The sequence below is a fragment of the uncultured Sulfitobacter sp. genome (assembly GCF_947499945.1).
In the GTDB taxonomy this organism is placed as follows: Bacteria; Pseudomonadota; Alphaproteobacteria; order Rhodobacterales; family Rhodobacteraceae; genus Sulfitobacter.
On record NZ_CANMQD010000001.1, the window covers coordinates 1,553,427 to 1,569,386 of the forward strand.

Below are 15,960 nucleotides of genomic sequence, written 5' to 3' on the forward strand. Positions count from 1 at the left end.
GTTAAAGTACTCGGAGTGGCTTATCAGATCAGGTTAAAGCGCTCAATCGCTTACTTTTAACACTTAACTTTTGGTCCAGCCAGAATTCCCTTTTGGTGCGTCATCATCGGGCAATTCGGTAAATTCACCGTCAATCACATCACTTCCACGATTAGATGGCTGGGGGTGCTGTCGCCCTGCCCCCGGTGTGCCAAAGCTCTGGATGTTGATCCGCGTACGGATTGCTTTGAACACTGCCGTACGAAACGCAGGGATCAATAAGGCAAATCCAACAGCGTCAGTGAAAAACCCCGGTGTAAGCAAAAGTGCGCCCGAGAATAGTATCATCGCACCGTGCACCAATGGCTCTGTCGGGTCACGCAGATCGCTGAACGACGATTGAAGTTGACTCAACGCCAAACGGCCCTGACTGCGCACCAGATATGTACCTGCAATCGCCGTCAGAATGACGATGAGAAGCGTCGGCCACATGCCAATAAATCCGCCAACTTGAATGAATAGTGCGATCTCGATCACCGGAATGGCGATGAATGCGATTAAAAGCCACATGTTATTGCTTCCTTTCATCGGGGCTAGAGTGGACTTGAGCCCCCTTCGCACCTACATAAGGGGTCAAGAGCATTGTTTCCACGCCTAGCCCTCAAGAGGTCCATATGAATTCGCCGCTTATCCAGCTTCTGGTGCTTGCCGCAATCGCGGTTTTTCTCATCCTGAGGCTTAAAAACGTGCTTGGCACGCGAGAGGGCTTTGAAAAGCCACCCCTGCCGATCCCGCAGGAAAAACGTGGCGGTCCTGCCTTTGAAGTGATCGAAGGTGGCCCCGATCTCGATATTACTGATCATTTTGATGAGGGTACGGCGCAGGCACGTGCATTGTCCGAGATGAAGCGCATTGAGCCTTCATTCAACGTGACAGACTTTCTTGCTGGAGCGCGCGGTGCCTACGAGATGATCGTGATGGGGTACGAAACGGGTGAGTTGGACAATATCAAATCCTTCCTGTCCGAGGACATATACGAGAGCTTTGTCGACGGTGTTGCCGCGCGTGAAGACCAAGGGCTGACGATTGAGGCCAATTTTATTGGTGTTCGCGAGATGAGCCTTGAGAACGTAACGCTCGATCCTGACACGAAAGAGGCGGAAATGACGCTGAAGTTTGTGGCAGAGTTGACACAGGCTGTGCGTAATGCCGAAGGCGAGATTGTAGAAGGCAGCATCACCGATGCTAAAAAGCAAAAAGACACGTGGGTATTCTCCCGCCACATGGGCTCGGATGATCCGAATTGGTTCTTGGTTTCTACAGACGGGTAAAATGCGCAATTCGCATAAGTGCCATTATCGGGGCCTCGCTTTTGGCGGGGCCTTTGGCGTCTGAGGTGAAATATGATGTGTTGTCTTTTGACCAGCTTGACGGTTGGGCAGAAGATGACCATGCCGCAGCGTTCGAGACATTTCTAAACACTTGTAAAGACATGAAAGATCCGGATTGGAACGCGGTCTGTGCCTATGCGCAGTCACGCCCCGATCCCCGTGATTTCTTTGAGCTGCTGTTTCGTCCTGTCCTGATGGACGATGGAAAAGAAGCGCTGTTCACCGGCTATTTTGAGCCCGAACTTGAGGGTTCGCTTACGCGAACAGATCGGTACCGTTTTCCCGTTTATAAAATGCCTGTCGAAGCGAGACAGAATCGCCCATGGTTTACACGGCAGGAAATTTTGGAAAGCGGTGTGATGGATGGGCGTGAGCTGGTTATCGCCTACGTTGATGATCCGGTTGAGCTGTTTTTTCTCCAGATCCAAGGGTCGGGTCGAATCCGCCTCCCGAACGGAAACTACGTGCGAGTCGGATATCGCGGCTCTAACGGCCATAATTACCGCTCCATTGGTCAGGAGCTCGTCCGCCGCGGCGTGTATCAAGCGCATCAGGTCAGCGCCCAAGTAATCAAGAATTGGGTGCGTCGTAATCCGGTTGAGGGGCAGGACCTCCTTTATCATAATCCGTCCTACGTGTTCTTCCGTGAGGTGAGTAAAGTGCCGAGTGACAAGGGACCGCTTGGTGCGATGAACCGTTCCATCACGACAATGCGCACAGTTGCGATTGACCCATCTTTTGTTCGCCTTGGCTCCCCTGTCTGGATTGAGAAAGATGGTAAATCACCGCTGCGTCGGTTGATGATCGCTCAAGATACCGGATCAGCAATTAAAGGTGCGCAACGTGCCGACGTTTTCTTTGGCACAGGCGATGAGGCGGGGCGGCAAGCCGGAACAATTCGCGACCCGGGTCGGCTAATTGTGCTTATGCCAATTCAGCGTGCCTATGCTCTCCTCCCAGAAAGCGCGATATGAAACGTCGTCGGCTCACGGCTGAAGATCGCGAACTTTGGGATCGGGTGCGGGCAAATACCGAAAGGATGGAGCGAAGCAGTCTTGAAGTAGAGCGGTTTGATCCCGATGTGAGTCTCCCTGCGCCCGGCCCGCGAAATCTACGCAAAGCTAAATCTGTTATTCTCGGCAAACCCGTCGGGCCTTCGCGCGGACCTGCGCATAACTTAGCCCCAGCAATTCACGATCATATCCGCCAAGCGCCCGTGCAGATGGATCAAAAGTCATTTGGCAAACTCAAGCGCGGAAAGCTGCGCCCAGAGGGCAAGATCGACTTGCACGGTATGACCCTCGATCGTGCGCATCCTGTGCTAACGGGTTTTGTGATGAATGCTCATGCGCAGGGCAAACGCCTTGTCCTTGTGGTTACGGGTAAGGGGAAACAACGCGATGAAGGAGGTCCTATCCCCGTTCGCCACGGCGTGTTGCGCCATCAGGTCCCGCACTGGCTGCAAATACAGCCGATGAAATCTGTTGTTCTCCAAGTTGCACAGGCTCACGTGAGTCATGGTGGCGGGGGAGCTTACTATGTTTATCTAAGGCGTCACAGGTAGGTCGCGCTGATAGCGCAGGACGCCCAGCCCCGCGAGAAGCGCTGCACCAAAGTAGAAGAAGGCAATGGGGATCATCTGATCGGGGAAATTAATGCCCCAATCAATCAACAGCCCACTGATGCCTGGCCCAATCGCCGTACCAAACACCATAAGTGCCGCCGCTGCCGCCTTGATCGCACCGAGGTTGCGTGTGCCATAGAACACGGCCCAGAACGCAGCCGTCGCAGTGCTCTGCATTCCTTGCCCAATACCAAAGATGAACATCCCAATTCCGGCAACAAAAAGGGTGTCCGCATAGGCAAGCACCAGAAAGGATACCCCGTAAGGAATGATCTGGAATGGCAGAATATACTTCACACCAAAGCGGTCGATCGCCCAGCCCGTGATGAAGATGAAAATGATGCTAGACAGGGTAAAGACGGGCATAAGGGCGACAAATCCTGCAAGGCTCCAGCCTTTGACCTCTGTCAGGTGGACCTGTTGGAAGAACAGTGCAGTGCCCCATGCCGCAGGACCGAGGATCAGGGGAATGAGGGTATAGAAAAGTGGATGGCGCAGCATTTGGCCACGGCTCCAATGCACGCCACCCATACCGAGGCTTTGCATATCTTTCGCCATGGATTGCGGTGTACGTTCAAACCGCAACAGCCGCTGCATGACGGGGATCAAGGCAATGATACATCCCGCAGCAACAAGCCACAAACCGCGCCAGTCCCATGTTGCCAGAAGTGCTACAAAAGTGATGGGCAAAATGGCCTGCCCCGCAGCAAACCCCATTGAGGAGAGTGACAATGCCCGCCCGCGCGTTGCAACAAACCAACGCGCCATCGCCACAGCTCCAAGCTGGGACATCATCCCCTGCCCCATAAGCCGCAGCGCGTATATGACAAAGACCAATAGAACGACACTGCTCACCAGCGCCATGCTGACACAGGCAAGCGCGAGCAGGATCATTACGGCCAAGGAAAGTTGCCGCACGCGAAAGCGGTCGGTCAGTGCCCCCGCCCAGATCATCGTGATCGCGGAGAGTGTTGTGGCAAGTGTATAAAGCCCGCCCCACTCTCCATCGCTCAAGCTGAAAGCATTCTTTATCTCACCTGCGAAGAGCGCGATGAAATAGGTCTGCCCGAAGGAGGAAGTGAACGTCAGCAAAAATCCCGCGAGCAGGAACAGGCGGTTCTCGATAAGGAAGCGGAGATAGCTCATGCGCCATTGATCACTCGGGCGCATGAGAATGGGAAGGGGTTAAAGCACGTAACGGCTTAGATCAGTGGATTTCACCAGTTCACCGAGGTTCGTATCGACAAAAGCGGCATCCACCACAATCTTTTCGCCGCTGCGATCCGGCGCGGTAAAGCTCAGTTCTTCAAACACCCGCTCCATCACCGTGTAGAGCCGCCGCGCACCGATATTCTCGACCGATTGGTTCACGTCTGCCGCGATCTTGGCCAGCGCCTTTATTCCGTCTTCGGTAAAGCTGACGTTGACCTGCTCGGTTCCCATCAGCGCCGTATATTGAAGGGTCAGTGCATTGTCCGTCTCTGTCAGAATGCGCACAAAGTCCTCTTCGGTCAGTGCGCGCAACTCGACGCGGATCGGTAGGCGGCCCTGAAGTTCTGGCAGTAGGTCAGAGGGCTTTGCGATGTGAAACGCACCCGATGCAATGAACAGCACATGGTCGGTTTTGACGGGACCATGCTTGGTGCTTACCGTTGTCCCTTCGATCAAGGGCAACAGATCGCGCTGCACACCTTCACGGGAAACATCTCCGCCACGTGCATCGGCGCGGGTGCAGACTTTGTCGATTTCGTCAAGGAACACGATACCGTTCTGCTCCACCGCTTCAATTGCAGCGCGGGTGACTGTTTCATCATCGAGCAGCTTGTCCGCCTCCTCGCCAATCAGCACTTCATAGCTGTCGGAGACCTTCATCCGCTTTTTCGTCGTGCGACCGCCCATCGCTTTGCCGAACAGATCGCCAATATTCATCATCCCGCCGCCCTGTGGTTGGCCGGGAATCTCCATTGAGGAAAAGGGGTTGGATGTATCCGCCACTTCAAGCTCGATCATAGTATCGTCAAGCTGCCCGTCATGCAGTTTTTTGCGGAACATTGTGCGCGTTCCTTCGCGGGCGTCCGACCCTGCGATGGCGTCAATCACGCGCTCTTCTGCAGCGCTCTGTGCATTCGCTTTCACGTCCTCGCGCATATGCTCGCGCGTCATGACAATTGCGGCGTCCAGTAGGTCGCGGATGATCTGCTCTACATCACGGCCGACATAGCCGACTTCGGTAAATTTTGTCGCTTCGACCTTGAGGAAGGGTGCACGCGCCAACTTTGCCAAGCGGCGGCTTATCTCGGTTTTACCGACACCTGTGGGTCCAATCATCAAAATGTTCTTGGGGTAAACTTCGGCTCGAATATCATCCGGCAAATTGCGACAACGCCAACGATTGCGCAGGGCCACGGCCACGGCACGCTTGGCGTCAGTCTGGCCGATGATATAGCGGTCAAGTTCGGATACAATCTCGCGGGGGGTCAGGTCGGTCATGCTTGGATTTTCTCCACGGTCAGGTTGCCGTTGGTATAAACGCAAATGTCAGAGGCGATTTTCATGGCGTCTCGTGCGACAGCTTCGGCATCGCGATCACTGTCGATCAACCCACGCGCCGCAGCGAGAGCAAAGTTTCCGCCAGAGCCGATGGCGGCGATATCATGCTCAGGCTCTAGAACATCACCTGCGCCTGTGATGATCAGCAATTCCTTACCATCCGTCACGATCAACATCGCTTCGAGCTTTTGCAGGTATTTGTCCGTGCGCCAGTCCTTTGCCAAATCAACGCTTGCACGCTGTAACTGACCGGGTGTTGCTTCCAGCTTTGCCTCAAGCCGCTCCAACAAGGTAAACGCGTCAGCGGTTGATCCGGCAAATCCTACAACCACGTCATAGCCACCGGGTGAAAGGCGGCGGACTTTGCGGGCGGTGCCTTTGATAACGGTCTGACCAAGGCTGACCTGCCCGTCCCCCGCAATCACAACTTCGCCGCCCTTTTTGACGCCAATGATGGTTGTACCATGCCAACCCGGGAAATCGCTATCTGCCATAAAGCCTCCGTTTGTTGGTGACTATATGGCGTGAGGAGCGGGATGGAACAAGGGGAGCACTTGTTGCGATCTATACACGGCGCTAGCGTTACGACCATGGACGATGAAACTGTCACATTTTATATGGAACCCGAGTTGTGCCAAAGTGCGCAAGCGGGCAGGCATAATTTTATCGGTAAGCTGGCCGATACGGTGCGCAGGGGTGGTATGCAGGTCCGTTATGAGCCTTTCGGGATGCGCGGTGTGCCAAAAGGCAAAGGCAAGACTATGAGCCACATCAAGACCCCGCCTGATGCGCAGGGTCTCTGCTTTCGACGGGTGTATCATTATCCGTTCTGGCAGATTGAACAGAGCGCGGAGCGCTGGACGTGGGACGTGGCGCAAAGCGCGTTTGAACCTAATCCAGCTGATGCAAAAGAGGCGGCACGGTTTTACGGGTTCTGGCAAAATCGCCTGTTCGGGGAGGCCCCCCAAAAGGTGAAGCGCAGCGGTTATATCTATGTCCCCCTCCAAGGGAAGATCCTTGCGCACCGCCCGTTCCAGATTTGTAGTCCACTTGAAATGGTTGAGCACTGCCTTGCCCAGACAGATATGCAAGTCATCACGACCCTTCATCCGAACGAGCGCTATGAGAATGCCGAATTCGCGGCGTTGAAAAATCTGGAACAAACCAATGATCGCCTGACAGTTCAAACAGGTGGGATGGAAGACCTGCTGGTGGGGTGCGATTTTATTGTGACCCAGAATTCGAGTGTGGCGTTCAATGGGTATTTCTTTGGAAAGCCGTCATTGTTGTTTCGTAAGGCAGATTTCCACCACATCGCCGCACAGGCAGACATTGATGATCTTGCGGCTGGTTTTGCAAAAGTTCAACAGATAGCACCCGATTATGCAGCCTACATTCATTGGTTTTGGCAAAAGAACAGCATCAATGCCGGGCGGCCCGAGGCTGCGGAGATGATTGCAGCACGGCTTAAAAGGTTCGGTTGGCCTGTATAGCGCATGAAAAAAGGCGCCACAAAACAGGGGCGCCTTTCCAAATTCAGATTTAATGAGCTTAGATCGCTTCTTCGATCCAGCTTTTCAGCGCCGCTTTGGGGCGTGCGCCAGCCATATTGGAAACAACTTCGCCGTCCTTGAAGATAAATAGCGCAGGAATACCGCGCACACCCATCTGTGCGGCAGCGTTCGGGTTGCTGTCTACGTCGACTTTGACGATTTTAACTTTGCCGTCCATTTCGGCGGACAGCTCTTCGAGCGAAGGGCCGATCTGCTTACAGGGGCCGCACCATTCTGCCCAGAAATCCACTACTACCGGGATATCCGAGTTTTTTACTTCGGCGTCAAATGTGTCGTCTGTTACTGCAACGGTGGCCATAAAGCTCTCCATGGGTTCGGGTTTGAATGATACCTAAGAAGCTGCGGTGGCTGCGTCAAGGTGACCTGTGCGCTGCACCGCAGCAGTCACGGTATCGTGCGGTAGGGTCATGAGGGTGCTGGTGTGGGTCCACAAAATCGCAGTTTCGATTCGGTGATCAGGATAAATTTGCGCTAAAGCATGAGCATAGGCCCCCATTTGACGCAATAAACCTTCGGGACATGCGTCTGCGCTTTCTGGAACAGTGCGGTTGGTTTTGAAATCAACGGCCAGCACGCGGTTCTTCTCAACAATGAGCCTGTCAATAATCCCGTAGAGGCGGGTTGTCCCAAGGTTTGCAGTGATGGCAACTTCTGCCAGCGCGCTGGGCGCGAACACATGAGAGAGGTTCGGAGCTGCCAAAATTTCCAGCGTTTCGTCCCGAGCCATTTTCGCAGTAAGGGGGTCACTAATTTGCAATAGCTTATCAGCGACAACACCGCGTTGCATCGGATCAAGGGGGGCCAAATGCTCCAACAAGCTGTGCACTAAGGTCCCATAGGATTTTGCCGCTTCCTCGTCCATTCCCGCTTCGCCTGCCAAGGCTTTTGCACCACCGAGGTCGGAAGGAGAAACAGCCGCATTTGGCACGGGGGGCGGTGGTGGCATTTTGGAAAAAACAGGCTCTAATATAAGCTTTTTGTCAATTCTTGGCTGTACGGTCACGGTAGGAAGTGTATCCCATCCGGCTTCCTCATGACGCAATCCATGTGTAGAACCCTCTTTGAACGGCACCGCATTTAGATGCCGTAGAGCGTCGTCTGCCATTTGGTACCAGCTGCCTTCTTTGCCTAGGTCACCTGCCGCAGCAATTATCAGCCACTTCTCAGCACGAGTCATAGCGACGTAGAACAGGCGGAGCCCTTCTTGTGTTTGCGCCTCTTTCAGCACGTCAATCTGCGCCGCAATGCTTTGCGTCATTTCGGCCGCATTGGGTTTCCAGATCGGATAGTCGTTGAGTGTAATGATTTCGCTCTTCACGTCGTTCTTTTTCTGACCCGTGTCAGGCAGGATCACAATCGGCGCTTCCAACCCCTTTGCGCCATGCACGGTCATCACACGAATCTGGTCAGAGGCACTGTCGATCTGCCGCTTGATCTCCAGATCATCAGCATGCATCCATTCAAGGAAACCTGTAAGACTGGGCACTTCTGTCCGCTCATAGGCAAGCGCCTGACCAAGCAGCGCATCAATACCGTCTTCGGCCTCCATCCCCATGCGTGCGACTAGATTGCGACGCCCTTCATGGCGGGTGAGGATACGTTCGATCAAGTCGTAAGGGCGTAAGAAATCAACTTGCCCCCGAAGATCGCGCAAAATGGCCAAGGTTTCGGGATAGACATCCTTCTGACTGCGCAGCCTTTGCCACAAGTCCTGTTTGATTGGCCGGTAGTGGGCCAAGGTGAACAGGTTTTGCTCGCTCCATCCGAACAAGGGCGAACGGAGTGCGGTCGCAAGCGAAAGAGCATCATCAGGCGTGGCAAGAAAAGACAGCAACGCACCAATATCGCGCACCGCAAGTTCGGCCCCAACTTTGAGGCGGTCGGCACCTGCAATGGGCAGGCCAGCAACTTTGCACGCGCGAATAATTTCCGAGAACAGCCCTGTTTTGCGGCCCCGAACGAGAATCAGGAAATCACCCGCCGTAATGCGCCGGCGGACCAGAGTGCGGTCCTTGGCCTCGTCGGGGATGTAATGCTCCCCCTCGATCAGATATTTGATCTGCTCGGCGATTTGCTCGGCCAGAACGACCGTATGATGCTGTTCGCTTTTTCGGTCTACTGGATCGGTCCAGTGCGGCTCTTCCTCTTTGGTCTTATCCGCCTCAACCACAGGCCAGATATCCACCCGACCGGGCAGAGCATCCTTGAACGCGATATGTGCCATCGTCTGTCCCATGCGCGGATCGGGCAGGGTGTTGAATGTCCGATCCACCGCCCGCAGCACAGCGGGAGAGGAGCGGAAAGAGTAATCGAGGCTCTGGTTCTGGAACTTCAGATTGGCGGCAAGAAGGCTCGCCTCGAAGGATGCACGTTTGAGATCAAACTCACGCGGATCAGCTCCTTGGAATGAATAGATCGACTGTTTCTTGTCGCCCACTACAAACAGGGTGCGATCCATCTGCTCATCCCGCGCTCCTGCACCAGAGGCAAATTCATCCGCCAGCTTTTCAATCACATCCCATTGGCGGGGCGACGTATCCTGCGCCTCATCCACCAGAATATGATCAATGCCGCCGTCGATCCGGTACAGGACCCATGCTGCAACTTTTGGATCATTGAGCAAGGCACGCGCACGCAGGATAAGGTCATCGAAATCGAGCCAGCCGCGCCGCTGTTTTTCAGCCTCGTATCGCGTGATGAAATTCTCGGCAAAGCGATGCAGGGCGCGAGTGCGTGACACATTTTTGGCACGCATTTGGAGGTCATGCGCGTTGAGCGTGCGGTCAGCCAAATCTTCGAATGCGCTAAGCATCGGGCCGAGGGCGGTCTTGGCATCTTTGGTCGGGAAGCTTTTCCGCAACTCGAATTTCTGAGTGAGCATTTGTGCCTTGAGCTTGTCCAGATCGGCAATGGTCGGGTTGGAAAAATCAATGGCGCGCAAGGCATCGGCCAGCCGTGTCATCGTCACAGCTTTTTGAGTTGCAAACACATCAATGGCGTCGGGCATCCAGCGCGCGACTGCCCCGTCCATCACGTCCGATGGCAGGGTGTTTATGTCAAAGCCTGATGGCAGATCAAACAAGGCATTCAGGTCGGAGGGCAGCGTTGCAAACAATTCCCGCTTACCGGTAATCGACTGGGTCAGCGACGCGAAACTCTCGCCAGTATAGTGCGCGGCCAAGTTGGCGACTAAATGCGCATCTGGTCCATCGGCAATCTCGTCAAGGATATCGGCACGCAGCAACTCGGCGGCGCGGTCCTCGATCTCTTTGAACTGTGGGCTGACTCCCGCCTCCAGCGGAAAACGGCGGAGCAGAGAGGCACAGAACGAATGGATCGTCTGGATTTTCAAACCGCCAGGGGTCTCGATGGCCTGAGCAAACAGGGTCCGCGCTTCGCGCAATTTTTCGGGTGCGATGTCTTTGAGCACGCCAAGATCACGCAAACCTTTGCGCAGATCATCATCCTCCATCATCGCCCATTCGCCCAATCGTTTGAACAGGCGGTTTTGCATCTCGGATGCGGCAGCTTTGGTATAGGTGAGGCACAAAATATGCTGCGGTTTTACTTCATCGAGCAACAGGCGCGCGACGCGGTCGGTCAATACGCGCGTTTTGCCTGAACCCGCATTCGCGCTCAGCCATGTGGAGGTGTCAGGCCGTGCAGCCGTGATTTGGGCGCGGGTGGCTTCATCCCAATCGGGCAAGGTGCTCATGTCAGATCCTCTGGTTGTACGGAATCTGACCCGTCCCATTCACCGTATCGTGCGAGGTGATCAAACTCACCTTCAAACACGATTTTTTCCAACATCCGACGGGATGTGAATCCTTGGTCAAGATCAAGATAAGCGGCAATCAGCGTGCGCAAGTTCTCCAGAATTTCACGTGGTGGTTCGTCTTCTAACGGCGCGCTTACCTCCTTTGGTGGATTGCCAAGGCCGATAAACATAGCGCTTGATACGGGGGCAGCACCTACTGCTTTGAACGCGCCTTCTTCTACCATTGCCGCCTCGATCAATAGTTGTTTGTCGAAATGCTTTTGCTGTTTGTCGGTTGGCGGGACGCCGGTTTTATAATCGTAAATCTGGATTTCGCCGCTCGTGTTCCTGTCAATCCGATCCGCAACACCGCGCAAGGTAAAGCCGAGTTCAGGAATATCCAGAACGCCGCGGGCGTCCGCCTCGAAGGCGACGGGCGTCGCGGCGGCAAGGCGCATCGTTTCGCGCTCAATAAACCAGTTAGCGATCCGTGCAATCCGCGCAAGCCATACAGTACGCGCTGCGGGCCAAGGGACCAAATCGGTCAGCACTTCCTCCGCGATCCGAAGCAGATTGTCGCGTGTAAGGGTTGCGGGATCGGTGGCCGCGTCCTTCACAAAATATTCCATTACGTTGTGCGTTACGTCACCGCGCAGGAGCGCATCAGCAGACTGAACCAAGGGCCGCAAAGCACGCAGCCGCAAACTGTGACGGGCATAGATCGCGTAGGGATCGCGGATAAGTGTTTTGATCTCCGTCACCGACAGACTTCGCGGCCGCGCGGCAAGGGGAGGTCGTGGCGATGGGCGTGGCGCAGATGGAACACGGTCTACCGCCTCTAATGCGCGTGCTTGCCCCAGCCAGTGATCCCCTCGTTTAACCATTGCCGCCCATGCGTCAACGCCGCCTTGCTTTGGCAACCCTCCCATCAGATTGCCCAGACGGTTCACCCAGCGGGAGGGAACCGTTTCTGCATCCTCCGACCTAATCGAACGGGTGATCCAGACCTCTGGCGCACACACTGCTTGTTGGTAGTCATGCGCGGCAAGGCCGACACGCCGCTCCGGCAGTAGGAGGCCCGCATCGCTGCGCATTTTCCGGTTTAGCCATGGATCGGGGGGCGGTGCTTCGGGCCATGTGCCGTCATTCAGCGCACCAAGGATTACCAGATCGGCACCTTGTACACGTGCCTCCAGTGTTCCCCAAATCATGATGCCGCTGTAGGGCGCATCGCGGTCACGGACTTCACCCGCAGAAAGCAGTGCGCCGACCAGATCAGTGTAATCAGCCGCTGTGAGCGTGGTGCCAAAGCCTGACTCGCTCTCCAGCTCTTGCATGACGCGTTGGGCTTCAATGCCTGCTTTCTTCTGCCATAACTCATGCGCAGCATTTGCAGTCGGACCAGCGGCGAGGTCATTGGCAAGCTTTAGATGCGTTTCGACCCAATAGGACAGAGGGCGCATATTATCATCCTGATGCCCCATCGTTGCCGCACCGACCCATGCTGCCCACTTGTGCAAACCTTCATCATCTGGTGCCGCCTTTTCACAGATCGCCTGAAACGCCTCGGCCTCAGGATAAGGGAGGCCGCGCCGACGGATCGCCAACTCCGACCGCTGGGTATTAAGGTTATGGAGATTGCGGTCCTCGGCGCTGTTCGTCAGCGGATGTTTCATCAATGTCAGCAGCGCTTCGGCATCCAGACGCCGTGACAAAAGGGCGGCAACATGGCGCAAGAAACGACCCGGAGGAGAAAGGTGCAAAGGCGTGCCTGCGCTGTCATCCGGCAAGATGTCCCAACGCCCTAGCGCGGCAGTAACGCGGCGGCCCAACATGCGGTCCGGTGTGATAAGCGCGGCTGTTTGCCCGTCTTCAGCTGCCTGCCGCAATCTCATGGCGATGGCCAAAGCTTCGGCACGCGGCGTCTCGGCCAGTAGGAGAGTCATATCCCGCGTCGCATGTTCAAGGTCATCAAGCTGTGGCCCTTCAATCCGCCACGCATCGGTAACGGGGGCAGGGCGCAAGGACAGCGAAATCAGTTTGTTTCGTGCAGGGGCAGGCGGCGCAGAGAGCGCATGCCAGTTCTTAACGTCATTGGGCGTGCTCCCCAACCCCTTCATCAGACTGTAAAACCTGTATTGCGGATGGTCCTCAGAAATCATCGGATCATCAAGCGCTGCCCAAACATTCGATGGCAGATCAAAATCGAAGCCAGGCAGAATAAGCGCCCCTTGCGGTAACTTTGCCACCGCCTCCATCAACATCATCGTAGTCCCGCGAGAGCCGGTTGAGCCGGCGATGATCACGGGGTGGGTAGGGGGCTGCTCTGCCCAAAGGTATGCAATCGCACTTACCCTTGCGCGTTGGCGTGCCTCTTTGTCTGGCATGGCTTCGGTGAGGGAAAGATAGCTTTGTACAATCCCGAGAAAAACCTTTGCGCGCTCCCAATGCCCGGATTGATCGGTCACATCCAGTTCTGCGATTGTGTCGGGAGAAACACCTTCGCCCTGCATCTCGTCAATCAACGCAGCAAGGCTGTCTGCCAAATCATAAAGTGACGCGCGTGAGGCGAGGTCAGGCGATTTGTCCAGCAATGCTGAGATCAGCCCAATCAGCTCCAAACGCCGCCGCAGGGCGGGAACGCCCTGCGGGATGATTACACTTGGCACCAGCGTTTCGAGGTCCGTGAGCAAACGGATGCGGGGGAGTAAGGATGCTGGACCGTCTTCAAAGATTGAACGGAGGCGGCGTGCCATGCGCTGTGTGTTTACAAGAACGTCTACACGGGCCAACGCTTCGGGGGGCTGTCCCTTGAACCGCTCAAGCAGGCCGCTTACCAACGCCCGTGGAAAATCAACACCGGCTGGCAGGCCGAAAACGCGGGGGGAGTCCTGGGGCTCAAACATCAGTGTTCAATAATCCTTCGGCTGTTTTTATCCCATCGGGATGGCCGACATCGCACCATTTACCTGCGTAGCTCAGGCCGAACATTGTCTTCTTTTCTAACATCTTATCCCAGACCAGATTGAGTGAAAAAGAGTTCTGGTTAATTTCGGCCAGCAGATCGGTTTTAATGATCTGAACCCCGCCATAGATCACTCCTGCACCGCGTGACAGGCGGCCACCAGAGGCGATGGTAAAGTCGCCATTGCCCGAATGCTCAAGCGCACGCTCTGGCGGGACGCCCATTAGCAGCGCGTCCATCGTTATAGGATCCCACGCATCAAGGAGAAGCCGCAGAGGATTGGGCCCACGCCAGATTGCATCGGTATTCATCGTGATGACAGGACCATCCCCAAGCAGGGGCAGTGCATTGCGCAGCCCGCCGCCCGTTTCTAAGATATCGGGTGTTTCTAAAATCGTCTGCACACCTAAAGGTTTTAGGTGCGCCAACAAAGATTCGGGTCGGTAATGCAGATTTGCTACGATAGTGGGCGGAGTGACTTCTTTTGCCAGACCCAGTGCGTGATCAATCAATGGGCTGCCTGAAACCCGAACCATAGGCTTGGGTCGGTCCGCCGTAAGATGCTTCATCCGCGTCCCGAAACCGGCGGCAAATAGCAAAACAGGAAAGCTCATATCGCGCATTTCGATCTAAGTGTGTCGAGGATATCGGCGGTTGGTGCAGGCAAGCTTGTGGTAATATGCTTACTAATTGGCGCGAGCGTAGGATGTGTAAGATTGCGTTCGACGAACTCCCAAACGCGCGGGATCAGATCAATGTAACGCGGCTTGCCCAGCTCAATACACAGCTTCGCAAACGCGCCAACGATCCGCAAGTTTCGTTGAACACCGAGAATGGCATAAGCGGTGCGAAACGCGTCTTCGTCCTGGGGATTTTGCGCCAGATACCGATCAATCATCGCCGCCTCAATCGCAGGTGGTACATCACGACGGGCGTCTTGGAGGATCGAGACCAGATCATAGGCCGCATGGCCCGACATAGCATCCTGAAAGTCCAGAAGACCCACACGCGCAGCACCGTCACGATTCGGCAACCACAGCAAGTTTTCAGCGTGATAATCACGTTGGATTAAAACCTGTCGTGCAGCTTCGAGGGGAGCCAGAAAGTCAGACATCTTCGTCTCGAATTCGGCTTGTTCCGGAGTATTGCGCTCCCCTGTAATGCCGAACAGGTACCATTCGTACGCGCGCGCCGCGAAACTGGTCATTGTGGCAGTATCATAGGGCGCAAGCGTTGGCATTGGAGCGGCATGAAGAACAGTGAGAACGTCTACCGATGCTTGATAAAGTGGGAGCTCAAGCGACGGGTCGCGGGCAATGACCTGTTTGAAAAGATCATCCCCTAGATCCTCAATTAGTAGAAAGCCGTTTGCAACATCCCGCTGAAGAATTTCCGGCGCACTTAGTTGAATGGTGCGTAAATGATCGGCGATCGCAATGAAGGGGCGCACGTCCTCACCCTTATCTACAGGCGCATCCATCAAGATCACCGTATCACCATTAGTTCGGGTCAGGCGCTCATACCTGCGATTGGAGGCATCACCCGCTACCGTTTGTCGTTTGGCATTAGACCAGCCGGCATTTTGGATAAAGTCGGCGAGAAGGGAGGCGCGATCTGTCATGGTATCCAGTCAGTCAATTTGGCATCCCAACGCGGGTGCGACCATGCTGCGGTCAGGATGCGGTGATCGTCAGCATCGGCTGGTGCGAGTGTGATGTCCAGAGCATCATCCGGCGTGAGAGAGGTTAGTCGGTCAGGCCATTCGATCAGGCAAATGGCGGCTTCCATAGCATCCAGAAGTCCTAGCTCTTCGATCTCTGTGGCATCGGTCAGACGGTAAAGATCTGCATGCCAAATCTCAACGCCAGACGCGGCATCATAGGTTTGAACCAAGGTAAATGTAGGGGAAGGGACATCTTCGGGGCTGGCAAGCAAAGATTGAATCAGCGCACGTGCGAAATGGGTCTTTCCCGCGCCCACATCACCGTGCAGCAGTACGGTATCACCCGCACCCAAAACAGCACCGAGGCGGCGTGCGAGTGCGGTGGTTTCATCGGGGTTAGAAAGATGTGTGGTCAACTGCATGAGGGCAAACTAACCACACAGGCAAGCGCATGAAA

Annotated in this window: 14 protein-coding genes; 4 read left to right on the forward strand and 10 right to left on the reverse strand. The window is 55.1% G+C overall.

Annotation, left to right across the window (positions count from 1 at the left end):
• Positions 1–63 precede the first annotated feature (63 nt).
• Positions 64–549 (reverse strand): FxsA family protein, encoded by a 486-nt coding sequence (locus tag Q0775_RS07755; protein WP_298858969.1) that lies wholly within the window; start codon positions 547–549, stop codon positions 64–66.
• Between the two features lie 104 nt (positions 550–653).
• On the opposite strand from Q0775_RS07755, the gene Q0775_RS07760 reads away from it, so the two are divergent.
• From Q0775_RS07760 to Q0775_RS07770, 3 genes are read left to right on the forward strand one after another with little or no spacing between them, the layout of a single operon-like run.
• Entirely contained in the window at positions 654–1,310 is a 657-nt protein-coding gene (locus Q0775_RS07760) for a Tim44/TimA family putative adaptor protein (protein ID WP_298858971.1), read from the forward strand.
• Positions 1,311–1,333: 23 nt separating this feature from the next.
• Positions 1,334–2,344 (forward strand): MltA domain-containing protein, encoded by a 1,011-nt coding sequence (locus tag Q0775_RS07765; protein WP_298859988.1) that lies wholly within the window; start codon positions 1,334–1,336, stop codon positions 2,342–2,344.
• On the forward strand, positions 2,341–2,934 hold the full coding sequence (locus tag Q0775_RS07770) for a Smr/MutS family protein (protein ID WP_298858973.1): 594 nt from the start codon (positions 2,341–2,343) through the stop codon (positions 2,932–2,934). Before Q0775_RS07765 ends, Q0775_RS07770 begins: the two co-directional genes overlap by 4 nt.
• Here Q0775_RS07770 and Q0775_RS07775 read toward each other — a convergent pair.
• Genes Q0775_RS07775 through hslV form a run of 3 tightly spaced genes read right to left on the reverse strand, consistent with a single transcriptional unit; the run spans position 2,917 to position 6,038 of the window.
• Complete coding sequence (locus Q0775_RS07775; protein WP_298858975.1) at positions 2,917–4,140, reverse strand: MFS transporter; 1,224 nt, start codon at positions 4,138–4,140, stop codon at positions 2,917–2,919. The genes Q0775_RS07770 and Q0775_RS07775 overlap by 18 nt on opposite strands.
• A 39-nt stretch (positions 4,141–4,179) precedes the next feature.
• A complete protein-coding gene (gene hslU, locus Q0775_RS07780) occupies positions 4,180–5,484 on the reverse strand; it encodes an ATP-dependent protease ATPase subunit HslU (RefSeq protein ID WP_298858977.1) in 1,305 nt (434 codons plus the stop codon).
• On the reverse strand, positions 5,481–6,038 hold the full coding sequence (hslV, locus tag Q0775_RS07785; protein WP_298858979.1) for an ATP-dependent protease subunit HslV: 558 nt from the start codon (positions 6,036–6,038) through the stop codon (positions 5,481–5,483). Before hslV ends, hslU begins: the two co-directional genes overlap by 4 nt.
• 96 nt (positions 6,039–6,134) lie before the next feature.
• Here hslV and Q0775_RS07790 point away from each other — a divergent pair, with 96 nt between their 5' ends.
• Positions 6,135–7,037: a hypothetical protein gene (locus Q0775_RS07790; protein ID WP_298858981.1), complete on the forward strand. Its 903-nt coding sequence runs from the start codon at positions 6,135–6,137 to the stop codon at positions 7,035–7,037.
• Positions 7,038–7,095: 58 nt separating this feature from the next.
• On the opposite strand, the gene trxA is transcribed toward Q0775_RS07790, so the two are convergent.
• From trxA to tsaE, 6 genes are read right to left on the reverse strand one after another with little or no spacing between them, the layout of a single operon-like run.
• A complete protein-coding gene (trxA, locus tag Q0775_RS07795) occupies positions 7,096–7,428 on the reverse strand; it encodes a thioredoxin (RefSeq protein ID WP_298858983.1) in 333 nt (110 codons plus the stop codon).
• A 21-nt stretch (positions 7,429–7,449) separates the two neighbouring features.
• Positions 7,450–10,833, reverse strand: a complete 3,384-nt coding sequence (gene addA, locus Q0775_RS07800; protein ID WP_298858985.1) for a double-strand break repair helicase AddA — start codon at positions 10,831–10,833, stop codon at positions 7,450–7,452.
• The gene (gene addB / locus Q0775_RS07805; RefSeq protein ID WP_298858987.1) at positions 10,830–13,781 is read right to left on the reverse strand and encodes a double-strand break repair protein AddB; all 2,952 of its coding nucleotides are present in this window, start codon (positions 13,779–13,781) and stop codon (positions 10,830–10,832) included. The genes addA and addB overlap by 4 nt, the downstream gene beginning before the upstream one ends.
• The gene (locus Q0775_RS07810; protein ID WP_298858989.1) at positions 13,774–14,454 is read right to left on the reverse strand and encodes a nucleotidyltransferase family protein; all 681 of its coding nucleotides are present in this window, start codon (positions 14,452–14,454) and stop codon (positions 13,774–13,776) included. Before Q0775_RS07810 ends, addB begins: the two co-directional genes overlap by 8 nt.
• Complete coding sequence (locus Q0775_RS07815) at positions 14,451–15,461, reverse strand: phosphotransferase (RefSeq protein WP_298858991.1); 1,011 nt, start codon at positions 15,459–15,461, stop codon at positions 14,451–14,453. The genes Q0775_RS07810 and Q0775_RS07815 overlap by 4 nt, the downstream gene beginning before the upstream one ends.
• Positions 15,458–15,925 carry a tRNA (adenosine(37)-N6)-threonylcarbamoyltransferase complex ATPase subunit type 1 TsaE gene (gene tsaE / locus Q0775_RS07820; RefSeq protein WP_298858993.1) on the reverse strand — a complete coding sequence of 156 codons (468 nt, stop codon included), beginning with the start codon at positions 15,923–15,925 and terminating at the stop codon, positions 15,458–15,460. Before tsaE ends, Q0775_RS07815 begins: the two co-directional genes overlap by 4 nt.
• Positions 15,926–15,960 lie beyond the last annotated feature (35 nt).

Bases quoted from the DNA above. Each gene is read 5' to 3' on its own strand.
- Q0775_RS07755 (WP_298858969.1), bottom strand. From the start codon at position 549: ATGTGGCTTTTAATCGCATTCATCGCCATTCCGGTGATCGAGATCGCA.
- Q0775_RS07760 (WP_298858971.1), top strand. From the start codon at position 654: ATGAATTCGCCGCTTATCCAGCTTCTGGTGCTTGCCGCAATCGCGGTT.
- Q0775_RS07770 (WP_298858973.1), top strand. From the start codon at position 2,341: ATGAAACGTCGTCGGCTCACGGCTGAAGATCGCGAACTTTGGGATCGG.
- Q0775_RS07775 (WP_298858975.1), bottom strand. From the start codon at position 4,140: ATGAGCTATCTCCGCTTCCTTATCGAGAACCGCCTGTTCCTGCTCGCG.
- hslU (WP_298858977.1), bottom strand. From the start codon at position 5,484: ATGACCGACCTGACCCCCCGCGAGATTGTATCCGAACTTGACCGCTAT.
- hslV (WP_298858979.1), bottom strand. From the start codon at position 6,038: ATGGCAGATAGCGATTTCCCGGGTTGGCATGGTACAACCATCATTGGC.
- Q0775_RS07790 (WP_298858981.1), top strand. From the start codon at position 6,135: ATGGACGATGAAACTGTCACATTTTATATGGAACCCGAGTTGTGCCAA.
- trxA (WP_298858983.1), bottom strand. From the start codon at position 7,428: ATGGAGAGCTTTATGGCCACCGTTGCAGTAACAGACGACACATTTGAC.
- addA (WP_298858985.1), bottom strand. From the start codon at position 10,833: ATGAGCACCTTGCCCGATTGGGATGAAGCCACCCGCGCCCAAATCACG.
- addB (WP_298858987.1), bottom strand. From the start codon at position 13,781: ATGTTTGAGCCCCAGGACTCCCCCCGCGTTTTCGGCCTGCCAGCCGGT.
- Q0775_RS07810 (WP_298858989.1), bottom strand. From the start codon at position 14,454: ATGAGCTTTCCTGTTTTGCTATTTGCCGCCGGTTTCGGGACGCGGATG.
- Q0775_RS07815 (WP_298858991.1), bottom strand. From the start codon at position 15,461: ATGACAGATCGCGCCTCCCTTCTCGCCGACTTTATCCAAAATGCCGGC.
- tsaE (WP_298858993.1), bottom strand. From the start codon at position 15,925: ATGCAGTTGACCACACATCTTTCTAACCCCGATGAAACCACCGCACTC.